The 15894-nt window shown below is 38.5% G+C and carries 13 protein-coding genes; 6 read left to right on the top strand and 7 right to left on the bottom strand.

Features of this window, described 5'->3' with window-relative positions; genetic code table 11:
• Nucleotides 1–56: 56 nt before the first annotated feature.
• Both HT728_RS06620 and HT728_RS06615 read right to left on the bottom strand, forming a co-directional pair.
• Nucleotides 57–1106 carry an ABC transporter permease gene (locus HT728_RS06620; protein WP_173234438.1) on the bottom strand — a complete coding sequence of 350 codons (1050 nt, stop codon included), beginning with the start codon at nt 1104–1106 and terminating at the stop codon, nt 57–59.
• The gene (locus HT728_RS06615; protein ID WP_173234436.1) at nt 1103–1834 is read right to left on the bottom strand and encodes an ABC transporter ATP-binding protein; all 732 of its coding nucleotides are present in this window, start codon (nt 1832–1834) and stop codon (nt 1103–1105) included. The genes HT728_RS06620 and HT728_RS06615 overlap by 4 nt, the downstream gene beginning before the upstream one ends.
• Nucleotides 1835–1901: 67 nt before the next feature.
• Here HT728_RS06615 and HT728_RS06610 point away from each other — a divergent pair, with 67 nt between their 5' ends.
• The gene (locus HT728_RS06610; RefSeq protein WP_050275810.1) at nt 1902–2312 is read left to right on the top strand and encodes an HIT family protein; all 411 of its coding nucleotides are present in this window, start codon (nt 1902–1904) and stop codon (nt 2310–2312) included.
• Nucleotides 2313–2321: 9 nt separating this feature from the next.
• Nucleotides 2322–2609, top strand: coding sequence for a hypothetical protein (locus HT728_RS06605; RefSeq protein WP_173234434.1), 288 nt, complete (start codon nt 2322–2324; stop codon nt 2607–2609).
• Nucleotides 2610–3003: 394 nt separating this feature from the next.
• On the opposite strand, the gene dnaJ is transcribed toward HT728_RS06605, so the two are convergent.
• The 5 genes from dnaJ to HT728_RS06580 form a co-directional block, all read right to left on the bottom strand.
• Nucleotides 3004–4143, bottom strand: coding sequence for a molecular chaperone DnaJ (dnaJ, locus tag HT728_RS06600; RefSeq protein WP_173234432.1), 1140 nt, complete (start codon nt 4141–4143; stop codon nt 3004–3006).
• Nucleotides 4144–4617: 474 nt separating this feature from the next.
• Nucleotides 4618–6441 carry a molecular chaperone DnaK gene (dnaK, locus tag HT728_RS06595; RefSeq protein ID WP_173234430.1) on the bottom strand — a complete coding sequence of 608 codons (1824 nt, stop codon included), beginning with the start codon at nt 6439–6441 and terminating at the stop codon, nt 4618–4620.
• A 270-nt stretch (nt 6442–6711) separates the two neighbouring features.
• On the bottom strand, nt 6712–7236 hold the full coding sequence (grpE, locus tag HT728_RS06590) for a nucleotide exchange factor GrpE (protein WP_173234429.1): 525 nt from the start codon (nt 7234–7236) through the stop codon (nt 6712–6714).
• Between the two features lie 26 nt (nt 7237–7262).
• Nucleotides 7263–8297 carry a heat-inducible transcriptional repressor HrcA gene (gene hrcA / locus HT728_RS06585; RefSeq protein WP_057487506.1) on the bottom strand — a complete coding sequence of 345 codons (1035 nt, stop codon included), beginning with the start codon at nt 8295–8297 and terminating at the stop codon, nt 7263–7265.
• Between the two features lie 160 nt (nt 8298–8457).
• Nucleotides 8458–8970 (bottom strand): DUF2812 domain-containing protein, encoded by a 513-nt coding sequence (locus HT728_RS06580; RefSeq protein ID WP_173234427.1) that lies wholly within the window; start codon nt 8968–8970, stop codon nt 8458–8460.
• A 607-nt stretch (nt 8971–9577) separates the two neighbouring features.
• Here HT728_RS06580 and HT728_RS06575 point away from each other — a divergent pair.
• The 4 genes from HT728_RS06575 to psrA are packed head-to-tail and all read left to right on the top strand — an operon-like array spanning nt 9578 to nt 15833.
• On the top strand, nt 9578–11911 hold the full coding sequence (locus tag HT728_RS06575; RefSeq protein ID WP_173234425.1) for a DEAD/DEAH box helicase family protein: 2334 nt from the start codon (nt 9578–9580) through the stop codon (nt 11909–11911).
• 12 nt (nt 11912–11923) lie between these two features.
• Nucleotides 11924–13387, top strand: a complete 1464-nt coding sequence (locus tag HT728_RS06570; RefSeq protein WP_173234423.1) for a class I SAM-dependent DNA methyltransferase — start codon at nt 11924–11926, stop codon at nt 13385–13387.
• Complete coding sequence (locus HT728_RS06565; RefSeq protein WP_173234421.1) at nt 13387–14979, top strand: restriction endonuclease subunit S; 1593 nt, start codon at nt 13387–13389, stop codon at nt 14977–14979. The genes HT728_RS06570 and HT728_RS06565 overlap by 1 nt, the downstream gene beginning before the upstream one ends.
• A gap of 56 nt (nt 14980–15035) precedes the next feature.
• On the top strand, nt 15036–15833 hold the full coding sequence (gene psrA / locus HT728_RS06560; RefSeq protein ID WP_000651180.1) for a tyrosine-type DNA invertase PsrA: 798 nt from the start codon (nt 15036–15038) through the stop codon (nt 15831–15833).
• Nucleotides 15834–15894 lie beyond the last annotated feature (61 nt).

The raw sequence follows: 15894 nt of genomic DNA, 5'->3' as shown, positions 1-15894 counted from the left end.
AAAAGAAGTTGAGACAAACTGAACTCAACTTCTTTTTTAGTGTCATATAAGAAATGTTAGTCCTGCATCTGACGTTTTACCTGATAAGGTAGGTACAAAACTAGTAAAACCAAACCAGCTCCCAGTAAGGCTAAAAGGGCTAGTTTTTCTTGGAAGGTAATCAACCCAACAACTAATTCCACTACTAAGACCAAACTGGTCAATCCTCTGACCACTGCCTGCAAGCCTTTTTCCTTTTGCCCCTTGTCCAGCGGAAAGAGTTGGGTCAAATACTGGTAGTCAAAGGCATGATAGAGGGCCAGCAACTGGAAGAGCAAGAGGTAGTTAAAGAGAACTACCACTGCTGTCGCAATCCAAGCTTGCTCAATAAAAACCTGTGCCAGCAAGGAAAGTAAGAGCAAACGGAGACTGAGAGCAAAGAGGTCTCCATTTCGCAGATAAGAACGCAGATAGAGATTTTGCCAAATCTTCCCAGGCACCTTCTGAACAGTATTTAGGATAAAGTCCAGATAGGCACGACGCTTGACACTGTTTGAAATTCCCTTTACCTGCGTAAAGAGGGCAAAGAAACGAAGCAAGACTTGCTTGCGCTTGCTTTCTTGGGAAATGACATAGTCCCAGTCTAGTCCAGTTTCAGTGAAAAATTTGCTGGCCTTTTGACGAAAGAGGAAATATTTTCCTACCCCCAATAAAAGCACATAGACCAGAAAAACTGGCAAGCCATAACCCATGGCTAAAAATAAGGGCGCAAATAAAAGCAAGAAAAGGGTCTGTACAAAGAGCCAAAAGACTAGGGAAATGCCAGTTTGACGCTTGAGATGGAGTTTGATTTCCTCTTCTCCGACCAAGAGAAAGAGCTTGTCTGGAGCCTCCATATAGGTGGCAATTCCTCCCCAAAGCAAAAGTAAAACAGACGTAATTCCTACAAATAAAAGGATAGGCCAATGATTTTCAGGAAAATGTTGTAAGAGTTGACTGTATTGGTAGGCTAGAAAGCCCAGCAGAACAAGCAGGAACAAGACAAAGTGGTCATTGAGAACATAGCGCAAATAACCAAGACACTCCTTACGAAAAGCCTGCTTTCTCTTTAAAAACAAGTCTTTCATAGCTCCTCCTCTTTGGTCAGAGCCAAGTAAATATCATTCAAACTAGCCTCAGGCATATCAAAGGCTTCGCGCAGTTGCGCTAAATTCCCCTTGGCACGCACTTCCCCTTTGTGAAGAATGACAAAAGCATCACACATCTTCTCAGCCGAATCCAGCACGTGGGTACTCATGAGAATGGACTTGCCTTTTTGCTTTTCCACTTCCAAAAGCTGAATCAAGTCCGCAATAGCCAGCGGATCAAGACCAAGGAAAGGCTCATCCACGATGAAGAGACTCGGATCCACCACAAAAGCACAGATAATCATGACCTTTTGCTTCATCCCTTTTGAAAAATGAACAGGGAACCAATCTAATTTCTGGTCCAGACGGAACATTTTTAACAAAGGTTCCACTCGATCAAAAGCCACTTTCTGGTCAATACCATAAGCCATAGCAACCGTTTCGATATGCTCTCTGAGGGTCAATTCCTCATACAGACTAGGTGTCTCAGGAATGTAGCCAATCTGCTTGCGGTAGCTAGTCGCGTCTTCTTGCAAGGTCAAGCCATTGATATTGATGGAACCACTATAAGGTGTCAACAGACCGATAATCTCATTGATAGTCGTCGATTTACCAGCACCATTGAGACCAATCAAACCGACCAACTGCCCACTTTCAACAGTAAAGGACACATCTTTCAAGACAGGGACATGAACATAACCACCTGTCAGGTTTTTAATTTCTAACATATTTTCTCCAAATCTGGTATAATGTAGCTATATTATATCAAAATTCAATACAGTAGAGGTAGATTTTATGTCAGATTGCATTTTTTGTAAAATCATCGCAGGGGAAATTCCTGCTTCAAAAGTATACGAAGATGAGCAGGTTCTTGCCTTTCTTGATATCTCTCAAGTGACACCAGGACATACCTTGGTCGTGCCAAAAGAACACTATCGCAATCTTTTGGAAATGAACGCTACTAGCGCCAGCCAACTCTTTGCCCAAGTACCAAAAGTAGCTCAAAAAGTCATGAAAGCTACCAAGGCTGCTGGTATGAATATCATTGCCAACTGTGAAGAAATCGCAGGACAAACCGTCTTTCATACCCACGTTCACCTCGTGCCTCGCTACAGTGCAGACGATGACCTCAAGATTGATTTTATCGCCCACGAACCAGACTTTGACAAACTTGCTCAAGTTGCTGAAACTATCAAAAACGCCTAAGGAGTTGCCATGAAATTATCCAACCTACTGTTATTTGCAGGAGCTGCAGCTGGAAGTTATCTGATCACAAAAAATCGCCAAACCATCACAGATGAAGTCTTGAATACCACTGACCGCGTTCAAGCTATCAAGGATGATGTGGATATTATCCAAAACAGCCTGCAAATCATCGACCAACAAAAAGAACTCATCAAGGAATACCAAGAAGACCTGACTTACAAGTTTAAGGTCTTGGAAAAAGATATCCAGACTAGACTAGCTGTGATCAAAGAAACACAGGAACTTAAAGATAAGTAAAAAGAGCCAATCGGCTCTTTTTTAAAAGGTAAACAAGTTATATCCCATCAACTATACATCATAATTTAGAAAACTCATACTCAATAAAAATCAAAGGGCAAACTAGAAAGCTAGACGCAGGTAGTACTTGAGTACGACAAGTCGACGCTGACGTGGTTTGAAGAGATTTTTGAAGAGTATCATTCACCGTTTCATAACTAAATCGAAGACTTTCCCAGACTTTCCGCCGTAATGAAAACACCTGAAATAGCTTGGTTTCAGGTGTTCGGAAACTTTGAGACCTAGGCTCAAAGTTTAGGTATGGAACTTCGAAGAAGGGCGCTACCGTCCGTCATTACTTAAGGAAAGTCTTAAAAAATCTATAAACAAAAAGAGCTCATCGGCTCTTTTTACTTTATTCTCCATCAAAGGCATCTTTAATATGGTCAAAGAAGCCTTTTTTCTTTGGATTGACTTTTAAATCACCTGCAGCTGCGAATTCTTTCAAGGCTACTTTTTGACGGTCGTTCAAGCCTGTCGGTGTTACGACATTAACGGTAACGTATTGGTCACCAACAGCACCACCACGAAGACTCGGAGCTCCCTTACCACGTAAACGGAATTTCTTACCAGTCTGAGTTCCCTCTGGGATAACCAATTCAACATCACCGTGAACAGTTGGGATATCAACTGTATCACCAAGAGCGGCTTGGACAAAGTTGAGGTTGAGATTGTAGAAGATAGTCGTGCCTTCACGTTCAAACTTGTCGCTGGCTTCCACAGAAACTACTACATACAAGTCACCGTATGGTCCACCATTAAATCCTGCTTCACCCTGACCGGCTAGGCGAATTTGTTGACCAGTTTCCACACCAGCAGGGATTTTTACATGTACACTATGGGCTTGTTTTTCATGACCTGTTCCGTGACAAGTTGTACATGGATCTTTGATTTCTTTTCCGCGACCATGACAGACATCACAGGTTACTTGGCGACGCATCATACCAAGCGGAGTCTGTGTATCGACGTTAATGACACCAGCACCATGACAGCGTCCACAAGTGACTGGACTTGTTCCTGGCTTAGCACCTGAGCCATTACATGTACGACAGCTAGCTTCACGGTTATATTTGACTTCTTTTTCAGCTCCAAAAATAGCTTCTTCAAAGGTCAAATTCACACGGTATTGGAGGTCATCCCCCTGACGAGGAGCATTTGGATTGCGTGAAGTACCGCCTCCGCCGAAGAAACTTGAGAAGATATCTTCAAAACCACCGAAGCCACCTGCCCCGTTGAAACCGCCAGCTCCACCACCGAAGCCTCCAAATCCACCATTGGCGCCTGCAGCACCATATTGGTCATAGGCAGCCCGTTTTTGGTCGTCACTCAAAGTCTCATATGCTTCTTGAACTTCCTTGTATTTTTCCTCAGCACCAGGCTCCTTGTTGATATCTGGGTGGTATTTTTTAGAAAGCTTACGATAAGCCTTTTTGATCTCGTCTGCCGAAGCGTTTTTTGACACCCCCAGACGATCATAAAATTCAGTATTGTTCATACAAGATACCAAGACCGTAAAATTCGACTGAAAAATAGGAAATCTGACGCTGGAGCGATGCTCCTAGGCAGATTTATCTTTTTTCCGAGAATTTAGGTCGGGTTCAATTCCTTTCTGTTATATTGAGTAAGAAATATGGGAACCCGTGTTCAATTCCCTGAACACCATTGTTCCTTTCTATTGATATTTTGAATCAAACTTCGATTTAGATCGGGTTCAATTTCTGTATGTCATATTGATGAGACAAACCCCAAATAAATCAGGTTTAGGTCCTTTTTATCGAAAAACAGAGGCTGGGTTGCAACCTCTGGATTTCTTCCTATCATTACGACGTTCAAGTTTTAAAAATCAAACTAGTAATGCTAAATCGAGCACTCCCTAACCTCTTGGTGAAAAAGACAAATCTTCCTAGAAACTAAAGTTTCTGCGTCAGATTTCCTATTTTCACTGTGAGGTTTTAACGGGCTTTGCATCTTATTTTTCCGTAAACTCTCCGTCTACGACGTCATCGCCTGCGTTTCCTGTTGCTTGTGTGCCTTCTGCTCCTGCTTGAGCTTGTTGGGCTGCGGCGGCTTGTTCGTAAAGTTTAACAGCAAGTCCTTGAGCTTTTTCGTTCAATGCTTCAAGTTTTGCTTTCATGTCGTCCAAGTTGTTGTCTTCTTGCGCTTTCTTAAGGTCATCAAGGGCAGCTTGGGCAGCGTCACGTTCTGCGTCGAAGCCTTTGCCTTCAGTTTCCTTGATTGTCTTTTCAGTCGCAAAGATCGCTTGGTCTACTTCGTTACGAAGGTCAACTTCTTCTTTACGTTTTTTATCTGCTTCAGCATTAGCTTCTGCATCTTTCATCATGCGGTCGATTTCTTCGTCAGTCAAACCTGAGTTAGATTGGATGACAATAGTTTGTTCTTTTTGAGTTCCAAGGTCTTTGGCCTTAACAGACACGATACCGTTCTTGTCGATGTCAAATGTTACTTCGATTTGAGGAATTCCACGAGGTGCAGCTGGGATATCTGTCAATTGGAAACGTCCAAGAGTCTTGTTATCTGCTGCCATTGGGCGTTCACCTTGAAGAACGTGGATATCAACGGCTGGTTGGTTGTCTGCCGCAGTTGAGAAGACTTGTGATTTAGATGTTGGAATAGTAGTGTTGCGGTCGATGAGTTTTGTGAATACACCACCCATTGTTTCGATACCAAGTGACAATGGTGTTACGTCAAGAAGGACAACGTCTTTGACATCACCAGTAATCACACCACCTTGGATAGCCGCACCCATAGCAACTACTTCATCAGGGTTTACTGATTTGTTTGGTTCTTTACCAGTTTCAGCTTTAACAGCTTCAACAACGGCTGGGATACGAGTTGAACCACCAACAAGGATCACTTCGTCGATTTCTGACAAGCTCAAACCTGCATCCGAAAGGGCTTGACGAACTGGAACTTTTGTACGTTCTACAAGGTCACGAGTCAAATCGTCAAATTTCGCACGAGTCAAAGTCATTTCCAAGTGAAGAGGTCCAGCCTCACCTGCAGTGATAAATGGCAAGCTGATTTGAGTTGAAGTCACACCAGAAAGGTCTTTCTTCGCTTTTTCAGCAGCATCTTTCAAACGTTGCATTGCCATCTTGTCAGTAGACAAGTCAATACCGTTTTCTTTCTTGAATTCTGCTACCAAGTGATCGATGATTTTTTGGTCAAAGTCGTCACCACCAAGTTTGTTGTCCCCTGCAGTTGACAATACATCGAAGACACCGTCACCCAATTCAAGGATAGAGACGTCGAATGTACCACCACCAAGGTCAAATACCAAGATTTTTTCTTCTTTGTCAGTCTTGTCCAAACCGTAAGCAAGAGCGGCTGCAGTTGGTTCGTTGACGATACGTTCTACTTCAAGACCAGCGATTTTACCAGCATCTTTTGTTGCTTGACGTTGAGCATCGTTGAAGTAAGCTGGAACTGTGATAACTGCTTTAGTTACTTTTTCACCAAGGTAGTCTTCAGCGTAGCCTTTCAAGTATTGAAGGATCATAGCTGAAATTTCTTGTGGAGTATATTCTTTTCCGTTAGCAGAAACTTTTTCAGAAGTTCCCATTTTAGATTTGATAGAGATGACTGTATCTGGGTTTGTAACTGCTTGGCGTTTTGCAGCATCACCAACGATGATTTCGCCGTTTTTAAATGATACTACAGATGGAGTTGTCCGATTTCCTTCTGGGTTTGCGATGATTTTACTTTCAGTTCCTTCAAGAACTGCAACTGCTGAGTTTGTTGTACCTAAGTCAATACCGATAATTTTAGACATGTGTTTTCTCCTTAAATTTTATATTCTATTTTTCTTTTAGATACTCTTCTTAAGTGGCGGCGCCGTCAGAGCTTGACTCGTCAATCTCTTTGACTAAACTTTGAGCCTAAGGTCTCAAAGTTTTCGCAAATAGCGCCACGGCGAAGAGTATCGTCTTTTGTTCGCTTCGCTCACTATTGCAAAGCTGAACTACTTTTTTATCTTTCTTTCATAGTTTATTGTCGTTTCGGACAAGTTTTCTATTATGTATGTTACAACCGTCAGAATTGCCTAGTTGTAAACAACTACCATGGCTGGGCGTAGGATGCGGTCATGGAGTTTGTAGCCTTTTTGGAAAACTTGGGCGATGGTATCTGCTGGGTGTTCATCGTCTGCTGGGAGAGTTTGGATAGCCATGTGGTAGTTATGGTCAAATTCGCCGTCAGCTGCGATTTCTTCGATTCCTTCTTCTTTCAAAGCGTGAATCAAGCTTTCTTGCACCATTTCCAAGCCCTTCTTCACATCATCTGTCAAACCTTCAACTGCGAGTGCACGCTCAAGGTTATCCAAAGAAGGGAGAATCGCTTTTGCCAAATCCTGGCTACGATAACGTTGCAAGTTTTGACGCTCTTCATTGGCACGGCGTTGGATATTTTGCATTTCCGCATGAGCACGAAGGTATTTGTTTTCGTACTCATCTGCACGTTCATTTGCCAAGTCCAATTCAGACTTCTCAGGAGTTGTTTTTTCTACCGTTTCCACAACTTCCTCTTCTTGGACTTCTTCTACTTCTTCATTTTTTATATCTTGGGCCATTTTCGCCTCCTTTAATGATTTCAATCTTAATGTACTTCGTAATGATTACTGCTGAGGTAGCGGTAAAAATCTGTCAACTTCATGGTCAAAACACGATTGACTACATTGACTTGGTTGATTAGCTGTTGGTAATCCAGATTGACTGGACCGATAATGGCTAGAATTCCAACTCCCCGATAAGGAATGAGGAACTTGCTACTAATCACCGCTAGGTCAGCTAGACAGGACTCTTGACTGTCTGCAACACGGACGTTTTGCATCTGATCTTCACGCAACCCCTCACGAATCTCCAGAGCCACCTTTTGCGGTTGGTCAAAGAACTGATAGGCTGCTAGATTGGCAAAATTCAAGAGATTAACCTTACCCGCCACCACAATATTTTCGTTGAACATTTCCTTAAAGATGTGTTCAAAGAGATCAATCACATTATCCGTTGTTGTAAAGTAACGCTGGATAATCTGCGGAATCTCCGTCCGAATCTTGTAGTGAATATCTAGAACGGTGTAGCCGAGGAAACGTTCCTGAATGATGCTCTTCAGTTTCAGCAAATCCTCCTGCAAGAAGTTCCTTGGAATCAGAAACTGACTGGTAACCGTTCGAGACTCGTCTAGGGTAAATACCGCCAAGGCTGTATGTTGCCCCAGAACAACAATATCAAAGGCTGTCAACCGTTGCCTGCTGGGCTCAACATCCAGAGCCACTACCGTACAGCCACTCAAGTCTGTTAGTAGATTAGCAGCCTCTTGCAGAATATCCTCAAGCTTGAAAAATTCCTGATCAAAGGCTTTGACAATCTCATAAACCTCATTTTCAGCCAGTCGGTCAAAATCCAGTGAGTGTTTCACATAGTACTGAAAACCAGCAACACTTGGCATCCGACCGCTTGAAGTATGAGCCTTCTCAAGCAGACCTTGCTTTTCTAGAGCCGCCATGTCATTACGAATGGTTGCACTGCTAGAGTTAATAGACTCTTGCAAGGCTTTAGATCCGACAGGTTCGTGCGTTTTGGTAAAGATGTCAATAATCAGATTTAAAATATCCTGCTGACGCTCTGTAACCACCTCATCACTCCTCTCTGTCTGATCGATTAGCACTCAACATACTCAAGTGCTAACTCATGATTCTATTATACACCCTTAAAAGAGAATGTCAAGATAAAAACTCAAAAAATTAGCACTCTTTTGCCAAGAGTGCTAAAAATCGGTCTGAAGACCGAGAAACTCACCTTCCATCTACTTGATATTTCCTTTTTAGTCTGAAATAACCATAGATTAGATAAGAAATCATAAAGGCATATAGAACAAAAATGACAAAGAAAGGTTGCGACAGTTCTTCTCGAAACAAACTCATACAAACAACAAGACCACCTAAGAAAGCAGCTGCACATGAACGAAGTCTATATCGCATAACTTCCCATCTGAGCCCCTTACTCATATAGACTTGATCCTCTGGAAGTAAATCAGAAGCCGATTTACGAAGAATCGAACAAGAACCTGCTCCTATCAATTCCCAACCTCTATTTCTACAATCTTGCAGTTCATGCTTATATTTTTTAAGAAATCTAGAATCATATATATAGTAGATGACATCGTCTGGTTGACATTGGTCAAAATAGAAAAAACCAAAACGACTCGTTCTATATCTCCAACCTTTCAAGTGCATCTCATGCAAATATTCTTCTTCCTTGTCCAAATCAACAATGGTGAAAATCCGAAATTCTACTCTGCTATTCATTGTCTTACCCCAAAATTAGAAAACATGCCTGGTGTTATTTATTAGATAATTCTTTCCACTTTTGACTCAATCTCCAAAAAATATAAGAAATCTGAATCGCAAAAACTATCAATAAAACCCAATCTATTATGAAAATCAAAAATACTTCCCAACTGAAAGAACTACCTCCACTGACAAACTTTGAGAAAACCGGTAGTAGAGCTAAAAAGAGAAGCAAAATAGGAAGCATCCGCCTCGTTAAAATCCGTTTGACATAAAAAAATCTTTATTCATGCTAAAATATTATAGTAGAATTTACACCAGTTTTTGAATGGCTGATGTAGATATTTTATACTTTCAAAATGTTTAAATGTGATTATTTATTTTTGAAAAATAGCTCACCAGCCCGACTGAAAGTGCTTATAGAATGATAATAAGTCGCCTGCCAAAAACAGCGAAAAATAGCGGTGTTATGCGGAGATAATCCGACTCGATGCTAAAGTATATTGTATACTTATTTTCAACAATTTAGCAGAGTATTTTTATAAGTATGATATAATAGAAGTATAATTTGTTCTGATAGTTTATTTTATGGAGAAGTATATTTTTAGAATGCGGAGGGTTCAATATGGTTGAGTTTATAAAGTCTAAGAAAGAAATGAGTGAGGAGGATATTAAAGCAAATTTCATCACTCCTGCTATTGTATCCAAAGGATGGAAAAATGGTGAGCATATCACTTACGAAGAATACTTCACTGATGGTCGAATTGAGGTTAGAGGAGATAAGGCTCGTCGTAAAGAAGGAAAAAAATCAGACTATTCACTGTATTACCAATTTGGAACTCGAATTGCAATTGTTGAGGCAAAGGATAATAAACACAGCGTTCGAGCAGGATTACAACAAGCTATTGAATATGGAGAGATTTTAGATGTTCCATTTGTTTATTCTTCGAATGGTGATGGCTTTATTGAACACGATCGTATCACGAGAGAAGAACGTGAGCTGGAGTTAGACGAATTCCCCACTCGTGAAGAATTATTTTCTCGTATGACGAAGGAAAAAGGATTGACATACGAAATTACAGAAGCTATCTCAACTCCATACTATACAGACGCCTTCTCAATGAAAACGCCACGCTATTATCAGCAAATAGCTATCAACCGTACTATTGAAACAGTTGCCAGAGGACAAAAACGAGTAATGTTTGTGATGGCAACAGGAACAGGGAAAACGTTCATGGCTTTTCAAATTATTCATCGCCTTCGAAAAGCTGGTTTGGCTAAACGAGTTTTATTCTTAGCGGATAGAAACATCTTAGTAGACCAAACGATGGCTGAAGACTTTAAGCCATTCGAAAAGGTAATGACGAAAATTACACCAAAACTTTTGACTGCTCCTGAAAAATTAAATTCTTTTGAAATTTATCTAGGACTTTATCAGCAACTAACTGGTGAAGATGGAACTGAAACACATTATCAAAAGTTTGACAAAGACTTCTTTGATTTAATCATAATTGATGAAGCACACCGTGGCTCAGCTAAGGAAGACAGTAACTGGCGTAAGGTGATTGATTATTTCAGTTCTGCTACACAAATTGGGATGACCGCTACTCCTAAAGAAACCAAGAATGCTTCCAATATGGAATACTTTGGTGAGCCAATCTATACTTATAGTTTAAAACAGGGAATCGAGGATGGTTTTTTGGCTCCATATCGTGTTATGAGGGTTAATTTAGATGTGGATGTGGATGGTTATCGTCCAGAAACTAGAAAAGTTGATGCTAACGGACAATTAATAGAAGATAGGTACTACGGCAGGAAAGATTTTGACAAAACCATTGTCATTGATGATAGAACTCAAAGAGTTGCCAAGTTTGTTTCTGATTATATGAAGCAAAACAATGCACGATTTGATAAAACAATTGTTTTTTGTGTTGATATTGACCATGCCGAGCGAATGCGTGCTGCACTTATAAAAGAGAATCTAGACTTAGTCCAAGAAGACTATCGTTATATTATGCAAGTAACTGGTGACAACGCTGAAGGAAAAGCTCAACTGGATAACTTTATGGATGTCAATTCTAATTTTCCCGCTATTGTAACAACGTCTAAATTATTAACTACAGGAGTTAATGCTAAAACATGTCGTTTGATTGTTTTAGACTCTAATATCCAATCCATGACTGAGTTTAAACAAATTATTGGTCGTGGCACACGTCTTTATCCTCAAAAGGGGAAAGAATTTTTTACGATTATTGATTTTAGAAATGTTACCAATTTGTTTGCTGACCCTGATTTTGATGGTGAACCAGTGAAGGTTCTGGAAACGGGCGCAAAAACAAACAATGGTACTACACCTGGTTTTGTAAACGAAGGTGGTGACCCAATAGAAAAATATATCGTTACAGATAAGCAGGTTACCATTCTTAATTCTACTGTTCAAGTATTGGACGAAAACGGGAAACTGATTACCGAAAGCCTGACTGACTACACTCGGAAGAATATCTTAGGTAGCTACGCCACTTTGAACGATTTTATCACAGTTTGGCATACGGCGGATAAAAAGAAGCTTATCTTAGACGAACTTTATAAAAAAGGAGTTTATCTAGATGCTATTCGAGAGTCGGAGGGAATATCAGAACAAGAAATCGATGATTTTGATTTACTCCTAAAACTTGCCTATGGTCAAAAAGAATTAACCAAAACGGAACGTATCAATAAACTCAAACAAAGCGGATATTTATATAAATATAGTGAGGAAGCGCGTGCTGTTTTGGAAATTTTACTGGACAAATACATGGATAAAGGTATTGGAGAACTCGAAAGTATTGAAACATTAAAACTTCCAGAATTTCAGATATATGGTGGAACCTTCAAAATCATCAATACTTATTTTGGAGATAAAAAACGATATTTACAAGCAATTAAAGAATTGGAGAAAGAGCTATTTACAGTAGCTTAATGAAAGGAAAGTATGTCAATTACATCATTTGTAAAAAGAATTCAAGATATCACTCGAAACGATGCTGGTGTTAATGGTGATGCTCAACGTATTGAGCAAATGTCTTGGTTATTATTCTTAAAAATTTATGATAGCCGTGAAATGGTTTGGGAATTAGAAGAAGACGAGTATAAGTCAATTATCCCAGAGGAATTAAAATGGCGGAATTGGGCTCATTCTCAAAATGGGGAACGGGTATTGACAGGCGATGAATTACTTGATTTTGTCAATAACAAGTTATTCAAAGAGTTGAAAGAGCTTGAAATAACTTCAAATATGCCTATTCGAAAAACGATTGTTAAATCAGCTTTTGAAGATGCGAACAACTATATGAAAAATGGCGTCTTGTTACGCCAAGTCATCAATGTTATTGATGAAGTTGATTTCAACAGCCTTGAAGATCGTCATTCGTTTAATGATATTTACGAAAAAATTCTTAAAGATATTCAAAATGCTGGGAACTCAGGAGAATTTTATACGCCACGAGCAGCAACTGATTTTATCGCCGAAGTTCTTGACCCAAAACTTGGAGAATCAATGGCAGACCTTGCTTGCGGAACAGGAGGCTTCTTGACTTCGACTCTGAACCGTTTAAGTAGTCAACGTAAAACTAGTGAAGATACCAAAAAATATAATACAGCTGTTTTTGGTATTGAAAAGAAAGCATTTCCTCATCTTTTAGCAGTTACAAATCTGTTTCTTCACGAAATTGATGACCCTAAAATTGTTCATGGAAATACTTTGGAGAAAAATGTTCGTGAATATACGGATGATGAAAAATTTGACATTATTATGATGAATCCACCTTTTGGAGGGTCAGAATTAGAAACAATAAAAAATAACTTTCCAGCAGAATTACGGAGTTCTGAAACGGCTGATTTATTTATGGCTGTCATTATGTATCGTTTGAAAGAAAATGGTCGTGTTGGAGTTATTTTACCTGATGGTTTTCTATTTGGTGAAGGTGTAAAAACTCGCTTGAAACAAAAACTGGTAGATGAGTTCAACTTGCATACGATTATTAGGTTGCCTCATAGTGTCTTTGCACCGTATACAGGAATCCATACAAACATTCTTTTCTTTGATAAAACAAAGAAAACAGAAGAAACTTGGTTTTATCGTTTAGATATGCCAGATGGTTATAAAAATTTCTCGAAAACTAAGCCGATGAAGTCAGAACACTTCAATCCTGTTCGTGACTGGTGGGAAAATCGTGAAGAGATTCTGGAAGGTAAGTTCTACAAATCTAAATCATTTACACCTAGTGAATTGGCTGAGTTGAATTATAATTTAGACCAGTGTGGTTTTCCAAAAGAGGAAGAGGAAATCTTAAATCCCTTTGAGTTGATTCAGAATTATCAAGCGGAAAGAGCAACTTTAAATCATAAGATTGATAATGTATTAACTGATATTTTGCAGTTGTTGGAGGATAAATAATGACACCAGAACAACTTAAAGCAAGTATTCTCCAAAGAGCGATGGAAGGGAAATTAGTGCCGCAAAATCCCAATGACGAACCTGCAAGTGAATTATTAAAGAGAATTAAAGCTGAAAAAGAAAAACTTATCAGTGAAGGAAAAATCAAACGAGATAAAAAGGAAACTGAGATATTTCGTGGTGATGATGGGAAACATTATGAGAAGTTCGCTGATGGAAGTATAAAAGAGTTTAAACATAATATACCTAAAGGATGGGCCATAGTTTATTTACCAGACATTTGTGCATTAGAGGACGGCTCAATAAAAAGAGGTCCTTTTGGTAGTTCTATAACAAAGTCAATGTTTGTTCCGAAAGGAGAACATACATATAAGGTTTATGAACAAGGTAATGCTATAAGAAAAACTATAGATTATGGAGACTATTGGTTAAAAGAGAGTGATTATATACGTTTAAAAAATTTTTCAATAAAAGCAGGAGATATTTTAATATCTTGTGCAGGTACTATTGGAGAAATCTTTCAAATACCTTCAAATTATTATAATGGAGTTATAAATCAAGCATTATTAAAACTTACGTTAAACTCAGATATAATAGATTCACAGTATTTTAAATGGATGTTTACGAGTTTGATTAATACACTAAAAGAGCATTCTATAGGTTCAGCGATAAAAAATTTAGCTTCAATAAAATTTTTAAAATATGAAGTTCCTATGTTATTGCCTCCACTATCCGAACAACAACGCATAGTAGAAGTAATCGAATCAGCTTTAGAAAAAGTAGATGAATATGCTGAAAGTTATAATAGACTAGAACAGCTAGATAAAGAATTTCCAGATAAACTAAAAAAATCTATTCTTCAATATGCTATGCAAGGAAAATTAGTTGAACAAGACCCAAATGATGAACCAGTCGAAGTTCTACTTGAAAAAATACGAGCAGAAAAGGAAAAACTCTTCGAAGAAGGTAAGATTAAAAAGAAAGATTTAGAGATTTCAATTGTTTCCCAAGGAGATGATAACTCTTATTATGAGGAAGTACCTTGTGAAATACCAGAAAGTTGGGAATGGGTGAAGTTAAACGATATAAGCTCCTACATTCAAAGAGGGAAGTCTCCAAAATATTCAAATATTCCTATATACCCTGTGATTGCTCAGAAATGTAATCAATGGTCTGGCTTTTCTATTGACTTAGCAAGATTTATTGATCCCGAAACAGTTCATAGTTACCAGAAAGAAAGATTACTAAGATATGGTGATTTAATGTGGAATTCAACAGGCCTAGGTACGTTAGGACGATTAGCTATTTACCATGAAAATAAAAATCCTTATGGCTGGGCTGTTGCAGATAGCCATGTTACAGTTATAAGAGTCTTATCGGGGTTTACTAATTGCCATTTCATCTATAATTTTCTTTCCTCTCCTATTGTTCAGTCAGTTATTGAAGAAAAAGCGTCGGGTAGTACAAAACAAAAAGAATTATTAACGAAAACTATAAAAGAATATTTAATCCCCCTCCCACCCCTTCCTGAACAATCCAGAATCGTTGATAAAATCGAAGAATCTTTCGCCATTATTGACGCACTAATTTAGTATAATAGTTTTACGTGCGGTGGAATTTCTATCAAACATAAGATAGGAGTTTTACGTTGAAAGATTTTGAATTACATTTGAAGAAAGCTGGTTTAGCTGAAAATACTGTGCGTTCGTACCTTTATGGTGTTCGATTTTTCTTGGAGAATTACGAACTCAAAATGGAAGATTTATTTGAATACAAAGGATATTTATTAGACAATTTTAAACCTAAAACTGTTAATTTGCGACTACAAGGAGTAAATAAATATCTGGCTTTTATTGGTCATGATGATTTGAAATTAAAATTTGTCAAAGTACAGCAAAAACCGTTTTTAGAAGATGTCATTAGCCATGCTGATTACCTTTTTCTTAAACGTAGTTTGAAAAAAGATGGTATTTTAAAATGGCATTTTGTCGTTTGGTTTTTAGGTGCAACCGGGGCTCGTGTAAGTGAACTTATTAAGCTAAAAGTAGAGCATGTAGAAATCGGTTATTTTGACATTTACTCAAAAGGTGGTAAAATTCGTAGACTGTACATTCCTAAAAAATTAAGAAATAGTTGTCTTAGTTGGTTAGAATCAGAAAATCGCCGAAGTGGTTATTTATTTTTGAATAAATTTAATGAACCAATTACAGCAAGAGGAGTTGCTCAACAGTTAAAAAATTATGCTGATAAATACAAAATGAATCCTAAAGTAATTTACCCTCATTCTTTTAGACATTTATTTGCTAAGAATTTTTTATCGAAGTATAATGATATTGCCTTGCTTGCAGATTTGATGGGACACGAAAGTATAGAAACTACTCGAATTTATCTAAGGAAAACAGCTACTGAACAACAAAATATTGTAGATAAAATTGTTAATTGGTAAAAAAATAACAGGTGGTCAAATTGACCATCTGCTATTTTTTTGTGATTATGGCTCTTATTAT

This window comes from Streptococcus sp. 544, from assembly GCF_013277385.1.
In the GTDB taxonomy this organism is placed as follows: Bacteria; Bacillota; Bacilli; order Lactobacillales; family Streptococcaceae; genus Streptococcus; species Streptococcus mitis_BA.
This window is presented reverse-complemented; position numbering and strand designations above follow the sequence as displayed.

Bases quoted from the DNA above. Each gene is read 5' to 3' on its own strand.
- HT728_RS06575 (WP_173234425.1), top strand. From the start codon at position 9,578: ATGGTTGAGTTTATAAAGTCTAAGAAAGAAATGAGTGAGGAGGATATT.
- HT728_RS06565 (WP_173234421.1), top strand. From the start codon at position 13,387: ATGACACCAGAACAACTTAAAGCAAGTATTCTCCAAAGAGCGATGGAA.
- dnaK (WP_173234430.1), bottom strand. From the start codon at position 6,441: ATGTCTAAAATTATCGGTATTGACTTAGGTACAACAAACTCAGCAGTT.
- HT728_RS06580 (WP_173234427.1), bottom strand. From the start codon at position 8,970: ATGAATAGCAGAGTAGAATTTCGGATTTTCACCATTGTTGATTTGGAC.
- HT728_RS06610 (WP_050275810.1), top strand. From the start codon at position 1,902: ATGTCAGATTGCATTTTTTGTAAAATCATCGCAGGGGAAATTCCTGCT.
- HT728_RS06620 (WP_173234438.1), bottom strand. From the start codon at position 1,106: ATGAAAGACTTGTTTTTAAAGAGAAAGCAGGCTTTTCGTAAGGAGTGT.
- HT728_RS06570 (WP_173234423.1), top strand. From the start codon at position 11,924: ATGTCAATTACATCATTTGTAAAAAGAATTCAAGATATCACTCGAAAC.
- HT728_RS06605 (WP_173234434.1), top strand. From the start codon at position 2,322: ATGAAATTATCCAACCTACTGTTATTTGCAGGAGCTGCAGCTGGAAGT.
- dnaJ (WP_173234432.1), bottom strand. From the start codon at position 4,143: ATGAACAATACTGAATTTTATGATCGTCTGGGGGTGTCAAAAAACGCT.
- grpE (WP_173234429.1), bottom strand. From the start codon at position 7,236: ATGGCCCAAGATATAAAAAATGAAGAAGTAGAAGAAGTCCAAGAAGAG.
- HT728_RS06615 (WP_173234436.1), bottom strand. From the start codon at position 1,834: ATGTTAGAAATTAAAAACCTGACAGGTGGTTATGTTCATGTCCCTGTC.